14 protein-coding genes are annotated in these 18,049 nt (G+C 62.5%); 6 read left to right on the top strand and 8 right to left on the bottom strand.

Going from position 1 to position 18,049, the window contains the following annotated elements; translation table 11 throughout:
* Window positions 1–6 precede the first annotated feature (6 nt).
* The 3 genes from QOS90_RS06010 to puuE are packed head-to-tail and all read right to left on the bottom strand — an operon-like array spanning window position 7 to window position 2,001.
* A complete protein-coding gene (locus QOS90_RS06010; RefSeq protein WP_027592958.1) occupies window positions 7–510 on the bottom strand; it encodes an ureidoglycolate lyase in 504 nt (167 codons plus the stop codon).
* A gap of 49 nt (window positions 511–559) precedes the next feature.
* Complete coding sequence (gene uraD / locus QOS90_RS06015) at window positions 560–1,075, bottom strand: 2-oxo-4-hydroxy-4-carboxy-5-ureidoimidazoline decarboxylase (RefSeq protein ID WP_027592957.1); 516 nt, start codon at window positions 1,073–1,075, stop codon at window positions 560–562.
* Window positions 1,075–2,001 (bottom strand): allantoinase PuuE, encoded by a 927-nt coding sequence (gene puuE / locus QOS90_RS06020; protein ID WP_027592956.1) that lies wholly within the window; start codon window positions 1,999–2,001, stop codon window positions 1,075–1,077. Before puuE ends, uraD begins: the two co-directional genes overlap by 1 nt.
* Window positions 2,002–2,376: 375 nt before the next feature.
* Between puuE and uraH the strand changes: the two genes are divergently transcribed.
* Window positions 2,377–2,730, top strand: coding sequence for a hydroxyisourate hydrolase (gene uraH, locus QOS90_RS06025; RefSeq protein WP_027592955.1), 354 nt, complete (start codon window positions 2,377–2,379; stop codon window positions 2,728–2,730).
* A 235-nt stretch (window positions 2,731–2,965) separates the two neighbouring features.
* Here the strand turns inward: uraH and QOS90_RS06030 are convergent, their stop codons facing one another.
* A complete protein-coding gene (locus QOS90_RS06030; protein WP_085272529.1) occupies window positions 2,966–4,315 on the bottom strand; it encodes an NCS2 family permease in 1,350 nt (449 codons plus the stop codon).
* A gap of 281 nt (window positions 4,316–4,596) precedes the next feature.
* On the opposite strand from QOS90_RS06030, the gene QOS90_RS06035 reads away from it, so the two are divergent.
* Window positions 4,597–5,352 carry a GntR family transcriptional regulator gene (locus tag QOS90_RS06035; protein ID WP_027592953.1) on the top strand — a complete coding sequence of 252 codons (756 nt, stop codon included), beginning with the start codon at window positions 4,597–4,599 and terminating at the stop codon, window positions 5,350–5,352.
* A 236-nt stretch (window positions 5,353–5,588) separates the two neighbouring features.
* The gene (gene aqpZ, locus QOS90_RS06040) at window positions 5,589–6,287 is read left to right on the top strand and encodes an aquaporin Z (protein WP_027592952.1); all 699 of its coding nucleotides are present in this window, start codon (window positions 5,589–5,591) and stop codon (window positions 6,285–6,287) included.
* Here the strand turns inward: aqpZ and guaD are convergent.
* The 4 genes from guaD to xdhA form a co-directional block, all read right to left on the bottom strand.
* Window positions 6,284–7,588: a guanine deaminase gene (guaD, locus tag QOS90_RS06045; RefSeq protein ID WP_027592951.1), complete on the bottom strand. Its 1,305-nt coding sequence runs from the start codon at window positions 7,586–7,588 to the stop codon at window positions 6,284–6,286. The genes aqpZ and guaD overlap by 4 nt on opposite strands.
* Before the next feature lie 10 nt (window positions 7,589–7,598).
* Window positions 7,599–8,444 carry a xanthine dehydrogenase accessory protein XdhC gene (xdhC, locus tag QOS90_RS06050; RefSeq protein WP_085272530.1) on the bottom strand — a complete coding sequence of 282 codons (846 nt, stop codon included), beginning with the start codon at window positions 8,442–8,444 and terminating at the stop codon, window positions 7,599–7,601.
* Between the two features lie 120 nt (window positions 8,445–8,564).
* Window positions 8,565–10,964 carry a xanthine dehydrogenase molybdopterin binding subunit gene (gene xdhB / locus QOS90_RS06055; protein WP_027592949.1) on the bottom strand — a complete coding sequence of 800 codons (2,400 nt, stop codon included), beginning with the start codon at window positions 10,962–10,964 and terminating at the stop codon, window positions 8,565–8,567.
* Complete coding sequence (gene xdhA, locus QOS90_RS06060; RefSeq protein WP_085272531.1) at window positions 10,957–12,411, bottom strand: xanthine dehydrogenase small subunit; 1,455 nt, start codon at window positions 12,409–12,411, stop codon at window positions 10,957–10,959. Before xdhA ends, xdhB begins: the two co-directional genes overlap by 8 nt.
* Before the next feature lie 267 nt (window positions 12,412–12,678).
* On the opposite strand from xdhA, the gene QOS90_RS06065 reads away from it, so the two are divergent.
* The 3 genes from QOS90_RS06065 to zipA all read left to right on the top strand — a co-directional run bounded on the left by QOS90_RS06065 (window position 12,679) and on the right by zipA (window position 17,915).
* The gene (locus tag QOS90_RS06065) at window positions 12,679–13,338 is read left to right on the top strand and encodes a GntR family transcriptional regulator (RefSeq protein ID WP_085272532.1); all 660 of its coding nucleotides are present in this window, start codon (window positions 12,679–12,681) and stop codon (window positions 13,336–13,338) included.
* 2 nt (window positions 13,339–13,340) lie between these two features.
* Window positions 13,341–16,829 carry a chromosome segregation protein SMC gene (gene smc / locus QOS90_RS06070; protein WP_085272533.1) on the top strand — a complete coding sequence of 1,163 codons (3,489 nt, stop codon included), beginning with the start codon at window positions 13,341–13,343 and terminating at the stop codon, window positions 16,827–16,829.
* A 204-nt stretch (window positions 16,830–17,033) separates the two neighbouring features.
* Window positions 17,034–17,915, top strand: a complete 882-nt coding sequence (gene zipA / locus QOS90_RS06075) for a cell division protein ZipA (RefSeq protein WP_085272534.1) — start codon at window positions 17,034–17,036, stop codon at window positions 17,913–17,915.
* Window positions 17,916–18,049: the final 134 nt, after the last annotated feature.

Raw genomic sequence — 18,049 nt, forward strand, 5'->3', positions numbered from 1 at the left:
CTTTTCTTATTGGTGGGGATTGAGGATCAGCATCTGTTCCTCGGTGAAGTAATGCTCATCGCAGTTGTTGCCAGAACCACTGCGATCAACCACCAGGAAATCATCCCGCTTTTCGATCGTAAGCACCGGGTGGTGCCAAACGCCGCGATGGTAATTGATGCCCTGCCTACCGTTACTGCGGAAGGCGCGGACCAAGCCTGATACAGGTGCATCGCCAACGGGCGCGACCACGATCAGAAAGGGGTTGCCGAGCAGCGGGATGAAAGCCTGGCTGCCCAGCGGATGGCGTTCCAGCATGCGTACGGTCAGCGGCATGTCCAGCGCGTCGGCGCGGAAGATGCTGATGATCGCTTTGTCTTCAGGCTCGGCGGTTTCGACCGTGGCGAGCTTGTGAAAGCGCATGGTCGAGCCGTTGTTGATCATGAAGTGGTCGCTGCCATCGGTTTCGATCACGTCACCGAAGGGGGCGAAGGCTTCTTTGGTCAGGGGCTCGATCATCAGGGTGCGCATGCGGTTATCTCTTCTATTGTTCGTTTTCTGAATGAGGTTCGGCTGTTGCTTACAGCTGCAGCAGACGGAACAGGGCGATCAGGTTGATCTGCGCCAGGGCTTCCTTGAATTCGGCATCCGCGTCGTTGTGGATGCGTTTCTCGAAAGCGGCGAGGATCTGGTGCCGGTTGCTGCCCTTCACGGCCATGATGAAGGGGAACTGGAACTTGGCCTTGTAGGCGTCGTTGAGCTCGGTGAAACGGGCGAACTCTTCGGCGGTGCACTGGTGGATACCGGCACCGGCCTGCTCGTTGGTGCTCGATTCGGTCAGCTCGCCCTGGATGGCGGCTTTGCCGGCCAGGTCCGGGTGAGCGTTGATCAGCGCCAGCTGGTCGGCGTGGTTGGCGCTGAGCAGGATGTCGCTCATGCGCTGGTGCAGCACTTCGATCTCGTCCAGCTCGCTCAGGTTGCCCAGGCCATAGGCTTTTTCAGCGACCCACGGCGAGTGCTCGTAGATGTCGGCGAAGGCGGCGACGAAGGCGTCGCGGCCCAGGGTCGATGGCGTGAGGGTCTTGAAAGCGGTCATCAGGCGTTCTCTTTCTTGTACGGGTGGGTGGTGTGCCAGTGGCGGGCGATGTCCGCGCGACGGGCGAACCAGACCTGGTCATGGCTCTTGGCGTAGTCGACGAAGCGCTTGAGCGCGGCCAGGCGCGCCGGGCGGCCGACCAGCCGGCAGTGCAGGCCGATGGAGAGCATCTTCGGCGCTTCGGCGCCTTCGGCGTACAGCACATCGAAGGCGTCCTTGAGGTACTGGAAGAACTGCTCGCCGCAGTTGAAGCCTTGTACCTGGGTGAAACGCATGTCGTTGGTGTCCAGGGTGTAGGGGATCACCAGGTGCGGCTTGCCGGTGGGGTTGTTCGGCTCCCAGTAGGGCAGGTCGTCGTCGTAGGTGTCGCTGTCATAGAGGAAACCACCTTCCTCCATCACCAGGCGGCGGGTATTCGGGCCGGTGCGGCCGGTGTACCAGCCCACAGGGCGCTCGCCGGTCAGTTCGGTGAGGATGCGGATGGCTTCGAGCATGTGCTCGCGCTCTTGGGCCTCGTCCATGTTCTGGTAGTCGATCCAGCGGTAGCCGTGGCTGCAGATCTCGTGGCCGGCTTCGACCATGGCGCGGATCACATCCGGGTGGCGCTGGGCGGCCATGGCCACGGCGAAAACGGTCAGCGGAACGCCGCTGTCCTTGAACAGCTTGAGCAGGCGCCACACGCCAGCACGGCTGCCATACTCGTACAGCGACTCCATGCTCATGTTGCGTTGGCCCTGCAACGGCTGGGCGGCGACCATCTCGGACAGGAAGGCTTCGGACTCTTTGTCACCGTGCAGGATGTTGCGCTCGCCACCTTCTTCGTAATTGAGGACGAAAGACAGGGCAATGCGGGCGTTGCCCGGCCATTGCGGGTGAGGTGGGTTGTTGCCGTAACCGATCAGGTCGCGAGGATAGTCAGCGCTCACTGCAGTCTTCCTTCTTGTGTGTTAGTGCGGGGTGGGCGGGCCGCGTCGGTATGTCGCACCACCGGATGGGCTGATTGTATACAACTTCTGAAATCTTTTGTAAGCCTGTTTTTCCGCATTTCTTCCCTTTTGTCGCCTGAGAATCCCTTGCAATAAACCTGCCTGATTGGTCAGCTAATGACGTTGCCCTCGGCACGGTGCCTGTATTTGCGACTGTTGGCGGGTTTGCTAGGGCCGCGACAGACGGGTTCAAAAAATTGTGTACAATTTGGCGATGGAATGTCTTAATAACGTCATTCCCGCACATCGCAGGCCGGTTGGCGTGATGATGGCCGTGTATTTTTTGCCCACAGATTGAACAAGAGGCGACAAGCAATGGGACGTTTGACCACACACGTACTGGATGCCGCGCATGGCTGCCCGGGCAGCTCGATCAAGGTCGAGTTGTACCGTGTCGAAGGCCAACAGCTGGAGCTGGTGAACACCGCCCTGACCAACAGCGATGGCCGTGTTGATGCGCCGTTGCTGCAGGGTGACGATTACCGCACGGGCGTTTACCAGTTGCAGTTCAGCGCTGGCGATTACTACCGCGCTCGCGGTGTGCAACTGCCGGCCCAGGCGTTTTTGGATGTTGTCGTGCTGCGCTTTGGTATCGACGAGAAACAGGAGCATTACCACGTGCCGCTGCTGATCTCGCCGTACAGCTATTCGACCTATCGCGGAAGCTAGTTGGTCGCTAGAAGAATCTTCGTAGGTCCTTTGGCCCGCTCTCACACTGGCGGGCTTTTTTTCGTCTGGTGTTTTTGTGTTGCCTCAACTGGTCTCTTCGCGGGCGAGCCCGCTCCCACAGAGATCGCGTCGCTCTGCCGGGCAGTGGAGCAAACCTGTGGGTCTTGCCCGCGAAGAGGCCAGTTGAGGCACCAAAAAAGGGCGCCGAGGCGCCCCTTGTGAGTGCAAGTGGGTGTCAGAGGAACACAAACTTGGCAATGAAAATCGCACACAGCACCCACAGGCTGGCCGAGATTTCCTTGTACTTGCCAGTCCCCGCCTTCAGCGCCACATAGGTGATGAACCCCAGGGCAATACCGTCCGCGACCGAGAAGGTCAGCGGCATCATGATCACCGTGACGATCGCCGGAATGCTGTCGGTGGCTTCGTCCCAGTGGATGTGGGCCATGCTGCCCATCATCAGCATCGCTACATAGATCAGCGCACCGGCAGTGGCATAGGCAGGAATCATCCCCGCCAGCGGCGCGAAGAACATCGCGGCGACGAACAGCAGGCCGACCACGACGGCAGTCAGGCCCGTACGGCCACCCGCCGCAACCCCCGCAGCACTTTCTACATAGCTGGTCACTGGCGGTACGCCGACCACGGCACCGAACACGCTGGAAGCACTGTCAGCCTTCAACGCCCGCGACAGGTTTTCGATGCGGCCATCCGCCGCCACCAGGTTGGCGCGTTGCGCCACGCCCATCAGGGTGCCGGCGGTGTCGAACATGTGCACGAACAGGAACGCCAGCACCACGCTGATCATGCTGACGTTGAACACGCCAGCCACATCCATGGCCATCCAGGTGGGCGCCAGGCTTGGTGGCATCGACATCACCCCGCCAAATTTCACCAGGCCCAGGCCCCAGCCGGCCAGGGTGACGCCGATGATGCTGATCAGGATCGCGCCGAACACTCGCTTGTAGCTGAGGATGGCAATCGACAGGAAGCACACCGCCGCCAGCAGTGGGCCGGGTTCATGCAGCGAGCCCAGTTTGATCAGCGTGGCTGGGCTGTCGACGATAATGCCTGCAGTCTTGAGGCCGATCAGCCCGAGAAACAATCCGACGCCGGCCCCCATTGCATGGCGCAGGCTCAGCGGGATGCTGTTGAGCAGCCACTCGCGCACTTTTGACAAGGTCAGGAACATGAACAGCACACCCGAGACGAACACCGCGCCCAGTGCCGTTTCCCAGTTGTAGCCCATGGTGCCGACCACGGTGTAGGTGAAGAAGGCATTCAGGCCCATGCCGGGCGCCAGGCCTACCGGCCAGTTGGCGTACAGGCCCATCAGCAGGCAGCCCAGCGCGGCGGCAATGCAGGTGGCGACGAACGCCGCGCCGTGGTCGATGCCGGCGTCAGCCATGATGTTGGGGTTGACGAAGATGATGTACGCCATGGTGATGAAGGTGGTCACCCCGGCGATCATTTCGGTTTTGACAGTGCTGCCATGTTGCTTGAGTTTGAAAATCCGCTCCAACCAGCTCGTTTCGAGCGGAGGGGCGAGATCCAGCGTAGGGGCTTCGGATTTGCGGCTTTCCACAGCGGGTACTCCTCAAGTCTTTCTTGTTGTTTTGGAGCCATTGTCCTGCGCTTGCACTTGGCGGCTCCGCGAGGGAAGGCAGACGCCTGACCGTTTTGTTGACTTATGGGTCAGGAAGTTGCACGGTGGATTATGCTTTTGTGTACAAAGAAAGCAAATAATGTTTTATCTTTTGTGTGCGCAATGCGTCGTACAACGGCTATATAGGTAAAAGGCCACCTGCAGAAACGGCTCAGCCTGTGTACAATGGCGCCATACTTTCCTTCGTGCCTCGAGAGCCCATGAACGAACAGCTGCAACCTCTGAAAAAACCTGTGCGCGCTGGCAAGGCCGGGCGCAGCGGTACCCAGGACGACATCGTCTACGCGCATATTTTCGAGGCGATCCTCGAACAGCGTCTGGCGCCGGGCACCAAGTTGAGCGAGGAAGCGCTGGGCGAGATCTTTGGCGTCAGCCGCACCATCATCCGTCGCGCCTTGTCGCGCCTGGCCCACGAAAGTGTGGTGCTGCTGCGGCCCAACCGCGGTGCGGTGGTGGCCAGCCCGACGGTGGAAGAGGCACGCCAAGTATTCTTCTCGCGGCGCATGGTTGAACGCGCCATCACCGAACTGGCGGTGCAGCACGCTACCCTTGAGCAGCTCAACGAGCTGCGTCAGATGGTGCGTGAGGAACGTGACAGCTTCTCCCGTGGTGACCGCGGCGCGGGCATCCGCCTGTCTGGCGAATTCCACTTGAAGCTGGCCGAGGCGGCGGGTAATGCGCCGCTGGTCAGTTTCCAGCGCAGCCTGGTGTCGCAGACCTCGCTGATCATTGCCCAGTACGAAAGCGGCAACCGCTCGCATTGCTCGTACGACGAGCACATGCAGCTGATCGATGCCATCGAAGCGCGTGACGCCGAGCAGGCGGTGAGCCTGATGATGCATCACATGGACCACATCGACAGCAAGCTGAACCTGGACGAAGAAAGTGCCTCGGACGATCTGCATGCGGTGTTTTCGCATCTGTTGAAAAAGCCCAAGGTTGCTGCCAAGGGTTGATCGTTTGCTTGTATGAACTAGGGGGCCGCGTTGCGGCCCATTCGCAGCACAAGGCTGCTCCTACAGGGGTTACACAATCCTTTGTAGGAGCAGCCTTGTGCTGCGAATGGGGCGCAACGCGGCCCCTGGTCGTTACTGGCCATAAACCAAACGTCTGCTAAATTCTTGTGAGCAAACCTTCATCAAGCAGTTGGGCTTGCGCATTCGTTGCGTTCAACTTCTTGAGGAAAGGGTTCATGAGCATGTCCCTCGGTACACGCATGGGGGCCGAACTGATCGGCACCTTCTGGCTGGTCCTCGGTGGCTGCGGCAGTGCGGTAATCGCAGCCAGTTCCCCGCTTGGCATCGGCGTTCTCGGTGTCGCCTTCGCGTTTGGCCTCACTGTCCTGACCATGGCGTTCGCCATCGGTCACATCTCTGGCTGTCATCTCAACCCCGCCGTGTCGTTCGGGCTGGTGGTGGGCGGGCGCTTCCCCGCCAAAGAACTGCTGCCCTACGTCATCGCCCAGGTGATTGGCGCCATCCTTGCGGCAGCGGTGATCTATTTCATCGCCAGCGGCAAAGCCGGTTTCGAGTTGTCATCGGGGTTGGCGTCGAACGGCTACGCCGATCACTCGCCCGGCGGTTATTCGCTGGGGGCGGGGTTTGTCAGTGAGGTGGTGATGACGGCGATGTTCCTGGTGGTGATCATGGGGGCCACCGATGCCCGCGCCCCGGCAGGCTTTGCGCCGATTGCCATCGGCCTGGCCCTGACTCTGATCCACCTGATCTCGATCCCGGTGACCAATACCTCGGTCAACCCCGCGCGTAGCACGGGGCCGGCACTGTTCGTCGGTGGCTGGGCCCTGCAGCAGCTGTGGCTGTTCTGGCTGGCGCCGCTGATCGGGGCAGCGATCGGCGGCGCGTTGTACCGGGGCCTGGCGAAAGAGCCTTAGCGCTGGTGCACGCAACGCCCAGCGGCGTAGGTTTCGCGCACAGTGCGGTCATCGCCCAGGGTGGTGAGCACGAACAAGGTCTCTTCGATGCTGTTGGACTGCTGAATACGGTAGTCCAACAGCGGCGTGGCTTTGTAGTCGAGCACCACGAAGTCGGCATCGTTGCCGGCGCGCAGGCTGCCAATGCGGTCGTCCAGGCGCAGTGCGCGGGCGCCGCCAAGGGTGGCCAGGTACAGCGACTTGTACGGGTGCAGGCGTGCGCCCTGCAGTTGCATGACCTTGTACGCCTCGTTCAGCGTGTTGAGCAGCGAGAAGCTGGTGCCGGCGCCCACGTCGGTGCCCAGGCCAACGTTGACCTTGAAGCGCTCGGCCTGCGGCAGGTTGAACAAACCGCTGCCCAGGAACAGGTTGGAGGTCGGGCAGAAGGCCACGGCCGAGCCGGTTTCGGCCAGGCGCTGGCACTCGTCGTCGCACAGGTGCACGCCGTGGGCGAACACCGAGCGCTCGCCCAGCAGCTCGAAGTGGTCATAGACGTCCAGGTAGCCTTTCTGCTCGGGGAACAGCGACTTGACCCAGTCGATCTCCTTGAGGTTCTCCGACAGGTGCGTGTGCAGGTACACGCCCGGGTGCTCCTTGAGCAATTGGCCGGCCAGGGTCAGTTGCGCTGGGGTGCTGGTCGGTGCGAAACGCGGGGTGACCGCATAGTGCAGGCGGCCCTTGCCGTGCCAGCGCTCGATCAGTGCCTTGCTTTCGGTGTAACCAGACTCGGCCGTGTCGGTCAGGTAATCAGGGGCATTGCGGTCCATCATCACCTTGCCGGCGATCATCCGCAGGTCGAGGCGTTCGGCTTCTTCGAACAGGGCGTTGACTGACTCCGGGTGCACGCTGCCGAATACCAGGGCCGTGGTGGTGCCGTTGCGCAGCAGTTCCTTGAGGAAGATTTTCGCGACCTGGTCAGCGTGGCCCTTGTCGGCGAACTGTTTTTCGCACGGGAAGGTGTAGGTGTTGAGCCAGTCCAGCAGCTGTTCGCCGTAGGAGCCGATCATGCCGGTCTGTGGGAAGTGAATATGGGTATCGATGAAGCCCGGGGTGATCAGGGCATCCTGGTAATGCACCACGTCGATACCGGCATCCAGGGTCGGCAGCAGCTCGCTGGCGTGGCCGATGGCGCTGATGCGGCCATCGTCGACCACCAGCAGGCCGTCTTCGTAGTATTCATGGGAGGCCTCCAGGCCGACCTCGGCCGGGTCGGCGATGCTGTGCAGGATGGCGGCACGGTAGGCTTTGCGGGTTGCGGTCATAAAGCGCTCGTCAAATGGCTTGGCTGCGCCGGGAGGGCGGCAGCAACTGGGCAATGGGGCCGGCGTTGGCGGCAGCGTCATGCTGGCCGAAGCAGGCGTTGTAGGTGGCAATGATTTCCGCGGCGATGGACACGGCGATCTCGATCGGCAGCTTGCCCTTGACCTCGGCAATGCCCATCGGGCAGCGCATGCGGGCCATGACGGCAGCGTCGTAGCCGCGCTCGCGCAGGCGGTGCTCGAACTTGGCCCGTTTGGTCTTCGAGCCGATCAGGCCGAACCAGGTGAAATCGTTGCGCTTGAGAATGGCGGCGGTCAGTTCCAGGTCGAGCTGGTGGTTATGGGTCATGACGATGCAATAGCAACCGGCTGGCAGCTCGGCCACTTCATCGACCGGCTCCTCGTTGACCACCTTGGTCACCCCAGGGGGGATGAGCTCGGGGAATTCCTGTTCGCGCGAATCGATCCAGCGCACCCGGCAGGGCAGCGCGGCGAGCAAGGGTACCAGAGCGCGGCCGACATGGCCCGCACCGAACACCGCGATCTGCGCCTGCACCGCGGCCATCGGTTCGAACAGCAGCACGGTGACGCCGCCGCAGCACTGGCCGAGGCTGGCACCGAGGCTGAAGCGCTCCAGGTGCGGGGTGGTGCGTTGTGCTTCGAGCATCTGCCGGGCGATGTGCAGGGCCTTGTATTCCAGGTGGCCGCCGCCGATGGTGTCGAACAGCGCGGTGGCACTGACGACCATTTTCGAGCCGGCGTTGCGCGGGGTAGAGCCGCGTTCCTCGATGATGGTGACCAGTACGCAGGGTTCGCCACGGGACTGGTGGTCGGCGAGGGCGTTGATCCATTGGTGCATGATTCAACCTCTCTTGAAGGCTGACATTGTCCTTGTGGGAGCGGGCTTGCCCCGCGAATGCGGCAGTGGCCACACCCTCGTATTCGCGGGGCAAGCCCGCTCCCAAAGGGTTACGCGATGTCAGTGAGTCACGGTTTCCAGTTCTTGTTCGGCAAATTGCTGCTGAGCCACTTCCTTGCGCATCTGCTCACAGCCCCACAACACGCGCTCCGGGGTCGCCGGTGCGTCGATGTTCGGCTGCACGCGGTAGTCGGCCAAGCTCGCCACGGCGTCCTTGATCGCACACCAGGCGGCGATGCCGAGCATGAACGGCGGCTCGCCCACGGCCTTGGAATGGAACACGGTGTCCTCCGGGTTCTTGCGGTTTTCCACCAGCTTCACGCGCATGTCCAGCGGCATGTCGGCTACTGCCGGGATCTTGTAGCTGGCCGGGCCGTTGGTCATCAGTTTGCCCTTGGCATTCCACACCAGTTCCTCGGTGGTCAGCCACCCCATGCCCTGGATGAAGCCGCCTTCGACCTGGCCGATGTCGATGGCCGGGTTTAGCGAGTCGCCCACGTCATGCAGGATGTCGGCGCGCAGCATCTTGTACTCGCCGGTCAGGGTGTCGACGATCACTTCCACGCAGGCCGCGCCAAAGGCGAAGTAGTAGAACGGCCGGCCGCGGGCCTGGCTGCGGTCGTAGAAGATTTTCGGCGTGCGGTAGAAGCCGGTGCTCGACAGCGACACCTGGGCGAAGTACGCCTGCTGCACCAGTTGCTCGAAGCTGACGATCTGGTCGCGCACGCGCACATGGCCATTGCGGAACTCGACGTCCTCTTCGGTCACCTGGTAGTGCCGCGCGGCGAATTCGGTCAGGCGCTTCTTGAGAATCTCGGCGGCGTTTTGCGCTGCCTTGCCGTTCAGGTCGGCGCCGCTGGAGGCCGCGGTTGGCGAAGTGTTGGGCACCTTGTCGGTGTTGGTGGCGGTGATCTGGATACGGTCGAAATCGACCTGGAAGATCTGCGCCACCACCTGGGCGACTTTGGTATTCAGGCCCTGGCCCATCTCGGTGCCGCCGTGGTTCAGGTGGATGCTGCCGTCGGTGTAAATGTGGATCAGCGCCCCCGCCTGGTTGAGGAAGGTGGCGGTGAACGAGATGCCGAATTTGACCGGAGTCAGCGCCAGGCCCTTCTTGAGGATCGGGCTGTTGGCATTGAACCGGCGGATCGACTCACGGCGTTCGGCGTAATCGCTGCTGGCTTCCAGGTCGGCGGTCATCTCGTCGAGCATGTTGTGCTCGACGGTCTGGTAGTAGTGGGTGACGTTGCGCTCGGTCTTGCCGTAATAGTTGGCTTTGCGCACGGCCAGCGGGTCACGGCCCAGGTGGCGGGCGATGTGGTCCATCACCTGTTCGATGGCGACCATGCCTTGTGGGCCGCCGAAGCCGCGGTAGGCGGTGTTGGAGGCGGTGTTGGTCTTGCAGCGGTGGCCATGCACGGTGGCATCGCCCAGGTAATAGGCGTTGTCGGAGTGGAACATGGCGCGGTCGACGATCGAGCCGGACAGGTCGGGCGAGTAGCCGCAGTTGCCGGCCAGGTCGAAGTTGATGCCGTGCAGGCGGCCGTTGTCATCGAAGCCGACGTCGTACTCGACATAAAACGGGTGACGCTTGCCGGTCATGGTCATGTCTTCGACGCGCGGCAGGCGCATCTTGGTCGGCTGGCCGGTCAGGCGCGCAATGACCGCGCACAGGCAGGCCGGGCTGGCGGCCTGGGTTTCCTTGCCGCCGAAACCACCACCCATGCGGCGCATGTCGAGGACGACCTTGTTCATCGGCACGTCCAGCACTTCGGCCACCAGCTTCTGCACCTCGGTGGGGTTTTGCGTGGAGCAGTAGACGATCATGCCGCCGTCCTCGGTGGGCATCACCGAAGAAATCTGCGTCTCTAGGTAGAAGTGCTCCTGGCCGCCAATGTGCAAGGTGCCTTGCAGGCGATGCGGAGCACTGGCCAAGGCCGCGGCCGAGTCGCCGCGTTGGTGGGTGTGGCTGTCGAGCACGAAGTGCTTCTTGCGCAACGCTTCGACCACATCCAGTACCGGCTCCAGGTCTTCGTACTCGACGATGGCCGCCATGGCGGCGCGGCGGGCGGTTTCCAGGTCACGGGCGGCCACGGCGAGCACCGGTTGACCAAAGAACTCGACCTTGTCGATGGCCAGCAGCGGGTCACCGGCTACGACTGGGCCGATGTCCTTCAGGCCCGGGATGTCTTCGTGGGTGATGGCGATGCGCACGCCTTCGAAGGCATAGCACGGCGTAGTGTCGATGCGCAGGATGCGCGCATGGGCACGGTCGGCAGTGCGCGCATAGACGTGCAACTGGTTAGGGAATTCGAGGCGGTCATCGATGTACACCGCTTCGCCGGCCACGTGCTTGTCGGCGCTGTCGTGCTTGACGCTGCGGCCGACCCCGGTGGTCAGGTCCTGGCTGAACAGTTCGGCCATCTCGGCCTGGCTCTTGGCTACGTGATGGTTAGACATAAGCGGTCACCCGGGTTTCGATGTGCGGCGTTTGCTGTTCGATGAAGTACTTGCGCAGCAGGTTCTGTGCTGTCAGCAGGCGGTATTCCTTGCTGGCGCGGAAGTCGCTGAGCGGGGAGAAGTCTTCGGCCAGGGCCTGGCAGGCGCGCTCGATGCTGGCCTGGTTCCATGGCTTGCCGCGCAGGGCTGCTTCGCAGGCGCGGGCGCGTTTGGGTATCGCGGCCATGCCACCGAAGGCGATACGCACACCGCTGACCACGCCGTTCTCGATGCTCAGGTTGAACGCTGCGCACACGGCAGAGATGTCGTCATCCAGGCGCTTGGACACTTTATAGGCGCGGAAGGCCCAATCCTCACTGGCGCGCGGCACGATGATCTTCTCGATGAACTCGCTGTCCTGGCGCGCGGTGATGCGGTAGTCGATGAAGTAGTCCTCCAGCGCCAGGGTGCGCTGGCGTTCGCCTTGACGCAGCACCACCTGGGCATCCAGGGCGATCAGCAGGGGCGGCGAGTCTCCAATCGGCGACGCGTTGCCGATATTGCCGCCCAGGGTGCCCTGGTTGCGGATCTGCAGCGAGGCGAAGCGGTGCAGCAGGTCGCCGAAATCAGGGTACTCGGCGTTGAGCGCCGCGTAGCAGTCAGTGAGCGGGGTGGCTGCGCCGATTTCCAGGTGGCTGGCGGTTTTGTCGATGCGCTTGAGCTCGGCCACATGGCCGACATAGATCATCACCGGCAGGGTCTTGTGGAACTGGGTCACTTCCAGCGCCAGGTCAGTACCACCGGCCAGTAGACGTGCTTCGGGGTGCGAGCTGTACAGGTCGGCCAGGTCGGCCACGGTCAGCGGCACCAGGCAGCGTTTGTCGCCGCTGTTGAGCTCGCCGGTCTGGGTTGGCGCAATGGCCTTGAGGCGGCTGATGGTTTGGGCTTGCTGGGCGTCGAACTGATCGCGGCAAGGCTGGCGGCAGCTTTGCTCGGCGGCATCGAGGATCGGCCGGTAGCCGGTGCAGCGGCACAGGTTGCCGGCCAAGGCTTCCTGGGCCTGATGCACGTCGGCGCCTTGGCTGTTTTTCTGCAGAGCGAACAGCGACATGACAAAGCCTGGGGTGCAGAAGCCGCATTGCGAGCCATGGCAGTCGGCCATGGCTTTTTGTACGCTGTGCAGTTCACCCTGGTGCTTGAGGCCTTCGACGCTGATCAACTGCTTGCCGTGCAGTGACGAAACGAACGTCAGGCACGAGTTGAGGCTACGGTAGCGCAGGGTATCCTGGCCTTGGTCGTCCTGGGTCAATTCACCGACCACCACGGTACACGCACCGCAGTCACCGCTGGCGCAGCCTTCCTTGGTGCCGGGTTTGCCCAGGTGCTCGCGCAGGTATTGCAGCACCGTCATGTTCGGGTCCAGGGCGTGCTCATTACGCAGCTCCTGGTTGACGAGAAACTGGATCACGGGGGTGGCCTCGCAATGGTTTTATTGTTGTTGGGCGGACAATAAGCAGACCTGACGAACTGGTCAATATTTTTCTGACTCAAAGGTCAGGAAAATGCGTATGTCTACACCCGGCCGAACACATTGCCCATATCACAAGCATAGATCGCGCCGTGCAGGCAGCTGCCTGGCAGGCCAAATAAAGCGCAAGGCCCCTCTGCGCGAGTGCGGGTCAAGTACGCTACAATCCGCCCCTTGTGCCCAGTTCAATGATTTTGAAGGAAAACCATGACGTTCAAGGCCCCGGACAGCCTCTCCGAGCAGATTGCCGATTACCTGGCCGAACGCATTATTCGCGGCGAGCTGGCGCCGGGCGAGCGCATTCAGGAGCAGAAGGTTACCCAGGCGCTGAATGTCAGCCGCGGCTCGGTGCGTGAAGCGCTGTTGATCCTCGAACGTCGGCATTTGGTAGCGATCTTGCCGCGTCGCGGTGCGCATGTGACCAAGTTGGACGAGCGCAGCGTGCGCAGCCTGTGCAACTTGATGGGTGAGTTCTACATCCTGCTGGGCAACGCCGTTGCACAAAAATGGCGCCTGGAGGCCGACTTGCGCCCGTTTCTGGAGATCCAGCAGCGCTTGCAGCATGCCCGCGACCGGCAAGACATCAAGGCCTTCGTCGCCGAAAGCTTCGCCGTCATGCGGGCTGCCTACCCGTTCGCCGACAACCCGTACCTGCAGGAGACCGTCGAAAACCTGCAGCCGGCCATGAGCCGCGCCTACTACCTGGCCCTGGACCAACGCCAGGCCAGCACGGACGACTACCTGGAGCTGTTCGCGCGCCTGCTCGAGGCGGTGGTCGCCCGCGACCTGCCGCGCATTCGCGAGGTGCTCACCGCCTATTGCCAGCGCAGCTGTGAGCTGGTGCTGGCGGCGTTGGCCCGGGCCTGACGATGCGCCTCAAGTGCATTCGCCTGGCCGGGTTCAAGTCGTTCGTCGACCCCACCACGGTCAACTTCCCCAGCAACATGGCGGCCGTGGTAGGCCCCAACGGTTGCGGCAAATCCAACATCATCGACGCGGTGCGCTGGGTGATGGGCGAGAGTTCTGCGAAGAACCTGCGTGGCGAGTCGATGACCGACGTCATCTTCAACGGCTCTACCAGCCGCAAACCGGTCAGCCAGGCCAGTATCGAGCTGGTGTTCGACAACAGCGACAACACCTTGGTCGGGGAGTACGCGGCTTACGCTGAAATCTCCATCCGCCGCAAGGTAACCCGCGACGCGCAGAACAGCTATTACCTCAACGGCGCAAAATGCCGTCGCCGGGACATCACCGATATTTTCCTTGGCACCGGCCTTGGGCCGCGCAGCTACTCGATCATCGAGCAGGGCATGATCTCCAAACTGATCGAAGCCAAGCCCGAAGAGCTGCGCAACTTCATCGAAGAAGCGGCGGGCATCTCCAAGTACAAGGAGCGCCGCCGCGAGACCGAGAACCGCATCCGCCGCACCCAGGAAAACCTGGCGCGCCTGACCGACTTGCGTGACGAGCTCGAACGCCAGCTCGAACGCTTGCACCGTCAGGCCCAGGCAGCCGAAAAGTACCGTGAGTACAAGGCCCAGGAACGCCAGCTGAAAGCCCGCTTGTCGGCCCTGCGCTGGCGCGACCTGGACGAACGCGTACGCCAGCGCGAGGCGGTGATCGGTGATCAGGACGTGTCCCACGAGGCCTTGGTGGCCGAGCAGCGCAACGCCGACGCGAGTATCGAGCGCCTGCGCGATGGCCACCACGAATTGTCCGAGCGCTTCAACCAGGTGCAGGGCCGCTTCTATTCAGTAGCGGGCGATATTGCCCGGGTCGAACAGAGCATCCAGCACGGCCAGCAGCGCCTTCGCCAGTTGCAGGACGACTTCAAGGAAGCTGAGCGCACGCGCTTGGAGACCGAGTCCCACCTGGGCCATGACCGCACTTTGTTGGCCACCCTCGGCGAAGAACTGGCCATGCTCGAGCCGGAACAGGAAATGACCCTGGCGGCCGCCGAAGAAGCCGCTGCCACCCTCGAAGAAGCCGAGCTGGGCATGCACGGCTGGCAAGAGCAATGGGACACCTTCAACACCCGGTCCGCCGAGCCCCGCCGTCAGGCAGAGGTGCAACAGTCCCGCCTGCAGCAGCTTGAAGCCAGCCTGGAACGCTTGTCGGAGCGCCAGCGCAAGCTGGGTGAAGAACGCGACCTGTTAGGTGCCGAGCCGCAGGACGCGGCCCTGGTCGAGTTGTCCGAGCAGTTGGCCAGCAGCGAGATGCTGCTCGAAACGTTGCAGCTGTCCGAAGAGCAAGTGGTCGAGCAACTCGAAGGCACGCGCGAGCAATTGCAGCAGGCCACCCAGGCGCAACAACAGGCGCAGGGTGACCTGCAGCGCCTGGGCGGGCGGTTGGCATCGCTGGAGGCCTTGCAGCAGGCCGCGCTGGAGCCGGGCGTGGGTGCCGCAGACTGGTTGCGCGAGCAGGGCCTGGCACAGCGCCCGCGCCTGGCGGAAGGGCTGCGGGTCGAGCCGGGCTGGGAGCTGGCCGTGGAGACGGTGCTTGGCGCCGATCTACAGGCCGTGCTTGTTGATGATTTCAACAACCTGGCTTTTGCCGACCTGGAGCAAGGCGAGTTGCGCTTGCTGCTGGCAAGTGGCGAGGGTGCGCGGCTGGCGGGCAGCCTGCTGGATAAAGTCGAAGGGCGTACCGACCTGACCCCCTGGCTGGGGCAGGTCAAGCCGGTCGATGACCTGGCCCAGGCGCTGGCACTGCGTGCGACCCTGGCTGAAGGGCAAAGCCTGGTTAGCCGCGATGGTTATTGGGTTGGCCGGCATTTTTTGCGGGTCAGCCGAGGCGGCGAGGCCGAAGGCGGGGTGTTGGCCCGTGGCCAGGAGATCGAGCGCCTGAGCCAGCAACAGCTGGAGCAGGAAGCCGCCCTGGAGCACCTTGAGCAACAGCTGCAGGATTTGCGCGAGCAGCAATTGGGCCTGGAAGAACAGCGCGAGCAACTGCGCCGCCGCACCCAGGAAGAAAGCCGCCAGCACGGCGAGCTCAAGGCCAGCCTGTCGGCAAGCCGGGCCCGTGCCGAGCAAGTCGAATTGCGTCGCCGCCGTCTGCACGAAGAGCTGACCGAGCTGCAAGAGCAGCGTGCCCTGGAGCACGAGCAACTGGGCGAGGCGCGGCTGGTGCTGCAAGAAGCCCTGGACCTGATGGCCCAGGACACCGAGCAGCGCGAACAGTTGATGGCTCGCCGCGATACCCTGCGCGAAGGCCTTGACCGCATCCGTCAGGAGGCCCGCCAGCACAAGGACCATGCCCACCAGTTGGCCGTGCGCCTAGGCTCGCTGCGTGCCCAGCACGACTCCACCCATCAGGCCCTGGAGCGCCTGGAACAGCAGGCAGCACGCCTGACCGAACGCCAGGAGCAACTGAGCCTGAACCTGGAGGAGGGCGCAGCGCCCCTCGAAGAGCTGCGCCTCAAGCTCGAAGAGCTGCTGGAGCGGCGCATGAGCGTCGACGAAGAGATGCGCCAGGCGCGCCTGCACATGGACGAAGCCGACCGCGCCCTGCGCGACGCGGAAAAACGCCGCACCCAAGCCGAGCAGCAAGCCCAACTGCTGCGTGGCCAGCTGGAGCAGCTACGCCTGGAATGCCAGGGCCTGGATGTGCGGCGCAAGACCCTGCAGGAACAACTGCTGGCCGACGGCTACGACCTGCAAGGCGTGCTTGCCACCCTTGAAGCCGACGCCACCGAACAGAGCACCGAACAGGCGCTAGAGCAGACCGAGGCGCGTATCCAGCGCCTGGGCGCGATCAACCTGGCGGCCATCGAAGAGTACGAGCAGCAGTCCGAGCGCAAGCGCTACCTGGACGCCCAGAACGCCGACCTGGTCGAGGCCTTGGAGACGCTGGAAAACGTCATCCGCAAGATCGACAAGGAAACGCGCAACCGCTTCAAAGATACCTTTGATCAGATAAATGCCGGATTACAGGCGCTTTTTCCAAAAGTTTTCGGTGGTGGCAGCGCTTATCTGGAACTGACGGGCGAAGATCTACTCGATACAGGGGTAACGATCATGGCGCGACCCCCGGGCAAGAAGAACAGCACCATCCATCTGCTGTCCGGTGGCGAGAAGGCACTGACCGCCCTGGCGCTGGTGTTCGCCATTTTCAAGTTGAACCCCGCACCGTTCTGCATGCTCGACGAAGTCGATGCGCCGCTGGACGATGCCAACGTCGGGCGTTATGCCCGGCTGGTGAAGGAAATGAGTGAAAGCGTGCAGTTCATCTACATCACCCATAACAAGATTGCCATGGAGATGGCGGATCAATTGATGGGGGTGACGATGCATGAGCCGGGCTGCTCACGCCTCGTTGCAGTGGATGTGGAGGAGGCGATGGCCATGGTCGACGCCTGATGCGCGAAGATAGGGCACATTCTGTAGCGAAATGGCCCCGCCATGTGCGACAGACGGTGTAAAGTTGTCTTTGGTCGTGCTAGCTTAATGTCACTCGTTTTTTGCGTGGGTAAAACGCCTGTCAGAACATAGAGTTGGCGCCACGTGTTAAAGGGCTTTGAACCCTTTGTTTTCAAGCATATTTTTATAGAGGCACGGGATTACATGGAAATCGGTCTGCGCGAGTGGCTGATCCTCATCGGCATCATTGTCATTGCCGGTATTCTTTTCGACGGCTGGCGCCGCATGCGCGGCGGGAAAGGCAAGTTGAAATTCCGTCTGGACCGCAGTTATTCCAATGTCCCCGACGAAGAGGGCGGCGCCGAAGTGCTCGGCCCATCGCGGGTATTGGATAACCACAAGGAACCAGAACTGGACGAGAGCGACCTGCCCTCGCTCAGTGCGTCGTCGCGCGATCGCGAACGCGAGCCCAAGCCAGTCAAGGCCAGCAAGCGTGGCAAGCGCGCCGCAGAAGTGCCGCAAGGTGACCTGAACCTGGTCGCAGAGGCGCGCGAGCCTGATCTGTTCGCCGATGCCGATGATGATTTTGCCGCCGACAACAACCGCAACAGCGGTGCGTCGTCCAGCAACAACACGGTCAAGGAACTGCCTCCCGCTGAAGAGGTGCTGGTGATCAGCGTCATCTCCCGCGACGAGGGTGGTTTCAAAGGCCCGGCACTGCTGCAGAACATTCTCGAGAGCGGCCTGCGTTTTGGCGAGATGGACATCTTCCACCGCCACGAGAGCATGGCCGGCCACGGCGAAGTGCTGTTCTCCATGGCCAACGCCGTGAAGCCCGGTATTTTTGACCTGGACGACATCGACCACTTCAGCACCCGTGCGGTGAGCTTCTTCCTGGGGCTGCCAGGCCCGCGTCACCCTAAGCAGGCCTTCGACGTGATGGTCGCGGCGGCGCGCAAATTGGCCCATGAGCTCAATGGCGAACTCAAGGACGACCAGCGCAGCGTGCTGACCGCCCAGACCATCGAGCACTACCGCCAGCGCATCGTCGAGTTCGAGCGCCGCGCGCTGACCCAGAAACGCTGATAGATCCAGACGAAAGAGCAGCCTGCGGGGCGTGCTGGCCGGTTCGGGCTCCTAGGTTGTCTGATCTGGCCCCTTCGCGGGTAAACCCGCTCCCACAGGTACCCCACTGTTTTTGAACCCAGTGGCGTACCTGT

This window comes from Pseudomonas sp. LAIL14HWK12:I10, from assembly GCF_900184205.1.
Taxonomy (GTDB): domain Bacteria; phylum Pseudomonadota; class Gammaproteobacteria; order Pseudomonadales; family Pseudomonadaceae; genus Aquipseudomonas; species Aquipseudomonas kermanshahensis.

What these genes read in the sequence shown, in the direction of transcription:
- xdhB (WP_027592949.1), bottom strand. Translation starts at nt 10,964, where the DNA reads ATGTCTAACCATCACGTAGCCAAGAGCCAGGCCGAGATGGCCGAACTG.
- uraH (WP_027592955.1), top strand. Translation starts at nt 2,377, where the DNA reads ATGGGACGTTTGACCACACACGTACTGGATGCCGCGCATGGCTGCCCG.
- smc (WP_085272533.1), top strand. Translation starts at nt 13,341, where the DNA reads ATGCGCCTCAAGTGCATTCGCCTGGCCGGGTTCAAGTCGTTCGTCGAC.
- guaD (WP_027592951.1), bottom strand. Translation starts at nt 7,588, where the DNA reads ATGACCGCAACCCGCAAAGCCTACCGTGCCGCCATCCTGCACAGCATC.
- aqpZ (WP_027592952.1), top strand. Translation starts at nt 5,589, where the DNA reads ATGAGCATGTCCCTCGGTACACGCATGGGGGCCGAACTGATCGGCACC.
- zipA (WP_085272534.1), top strand. Translation starts at nt 17,034, where the DNA reads ATGGAAATCGGTCTGCGCGAGTGGCTGATCCTCATCGGCATCATTGTC.
- QOS90_RS06035 (WP_027592953.1), top strand. Translation starts at nt 4,597, where the DNA reads ATGAACGAACAGCTGCAACCTCTGAAAAAACCTGTGCGCGCTGGCAAG.
- xdhC (WP_085272530.1), bottom strand. Translation starts at nt 8,444, where the DNA reads ATGCACCAATGGATCAACGCCCTCGCCGACCACCAGTCCCGTGGCGAA.
- uraD (WP_027592957.1), bottom strand. Translation starts at nt 1,075, where the DNA reads ATGACCGCTTTCAAGACCCTCACGCCATCGACCCTGGGCCGCGACGCC.
- QOS90_RS06010 (WP_027592958.1), bottom strand. Translation starts at nt 510, where the DNA reads ATGCGCACCCTGATGATCGAGCCCCTGACCAAAGAAGCCTTCGCCCCC.
- QOS90_RS06065 (WP_085272532.1), top strand. Translation starts at nt 12,679, where the DNA reads ATGACGTTCAAGGCCCCGGACAGCCTCTCCGAGCAGATTGCCGATTAC.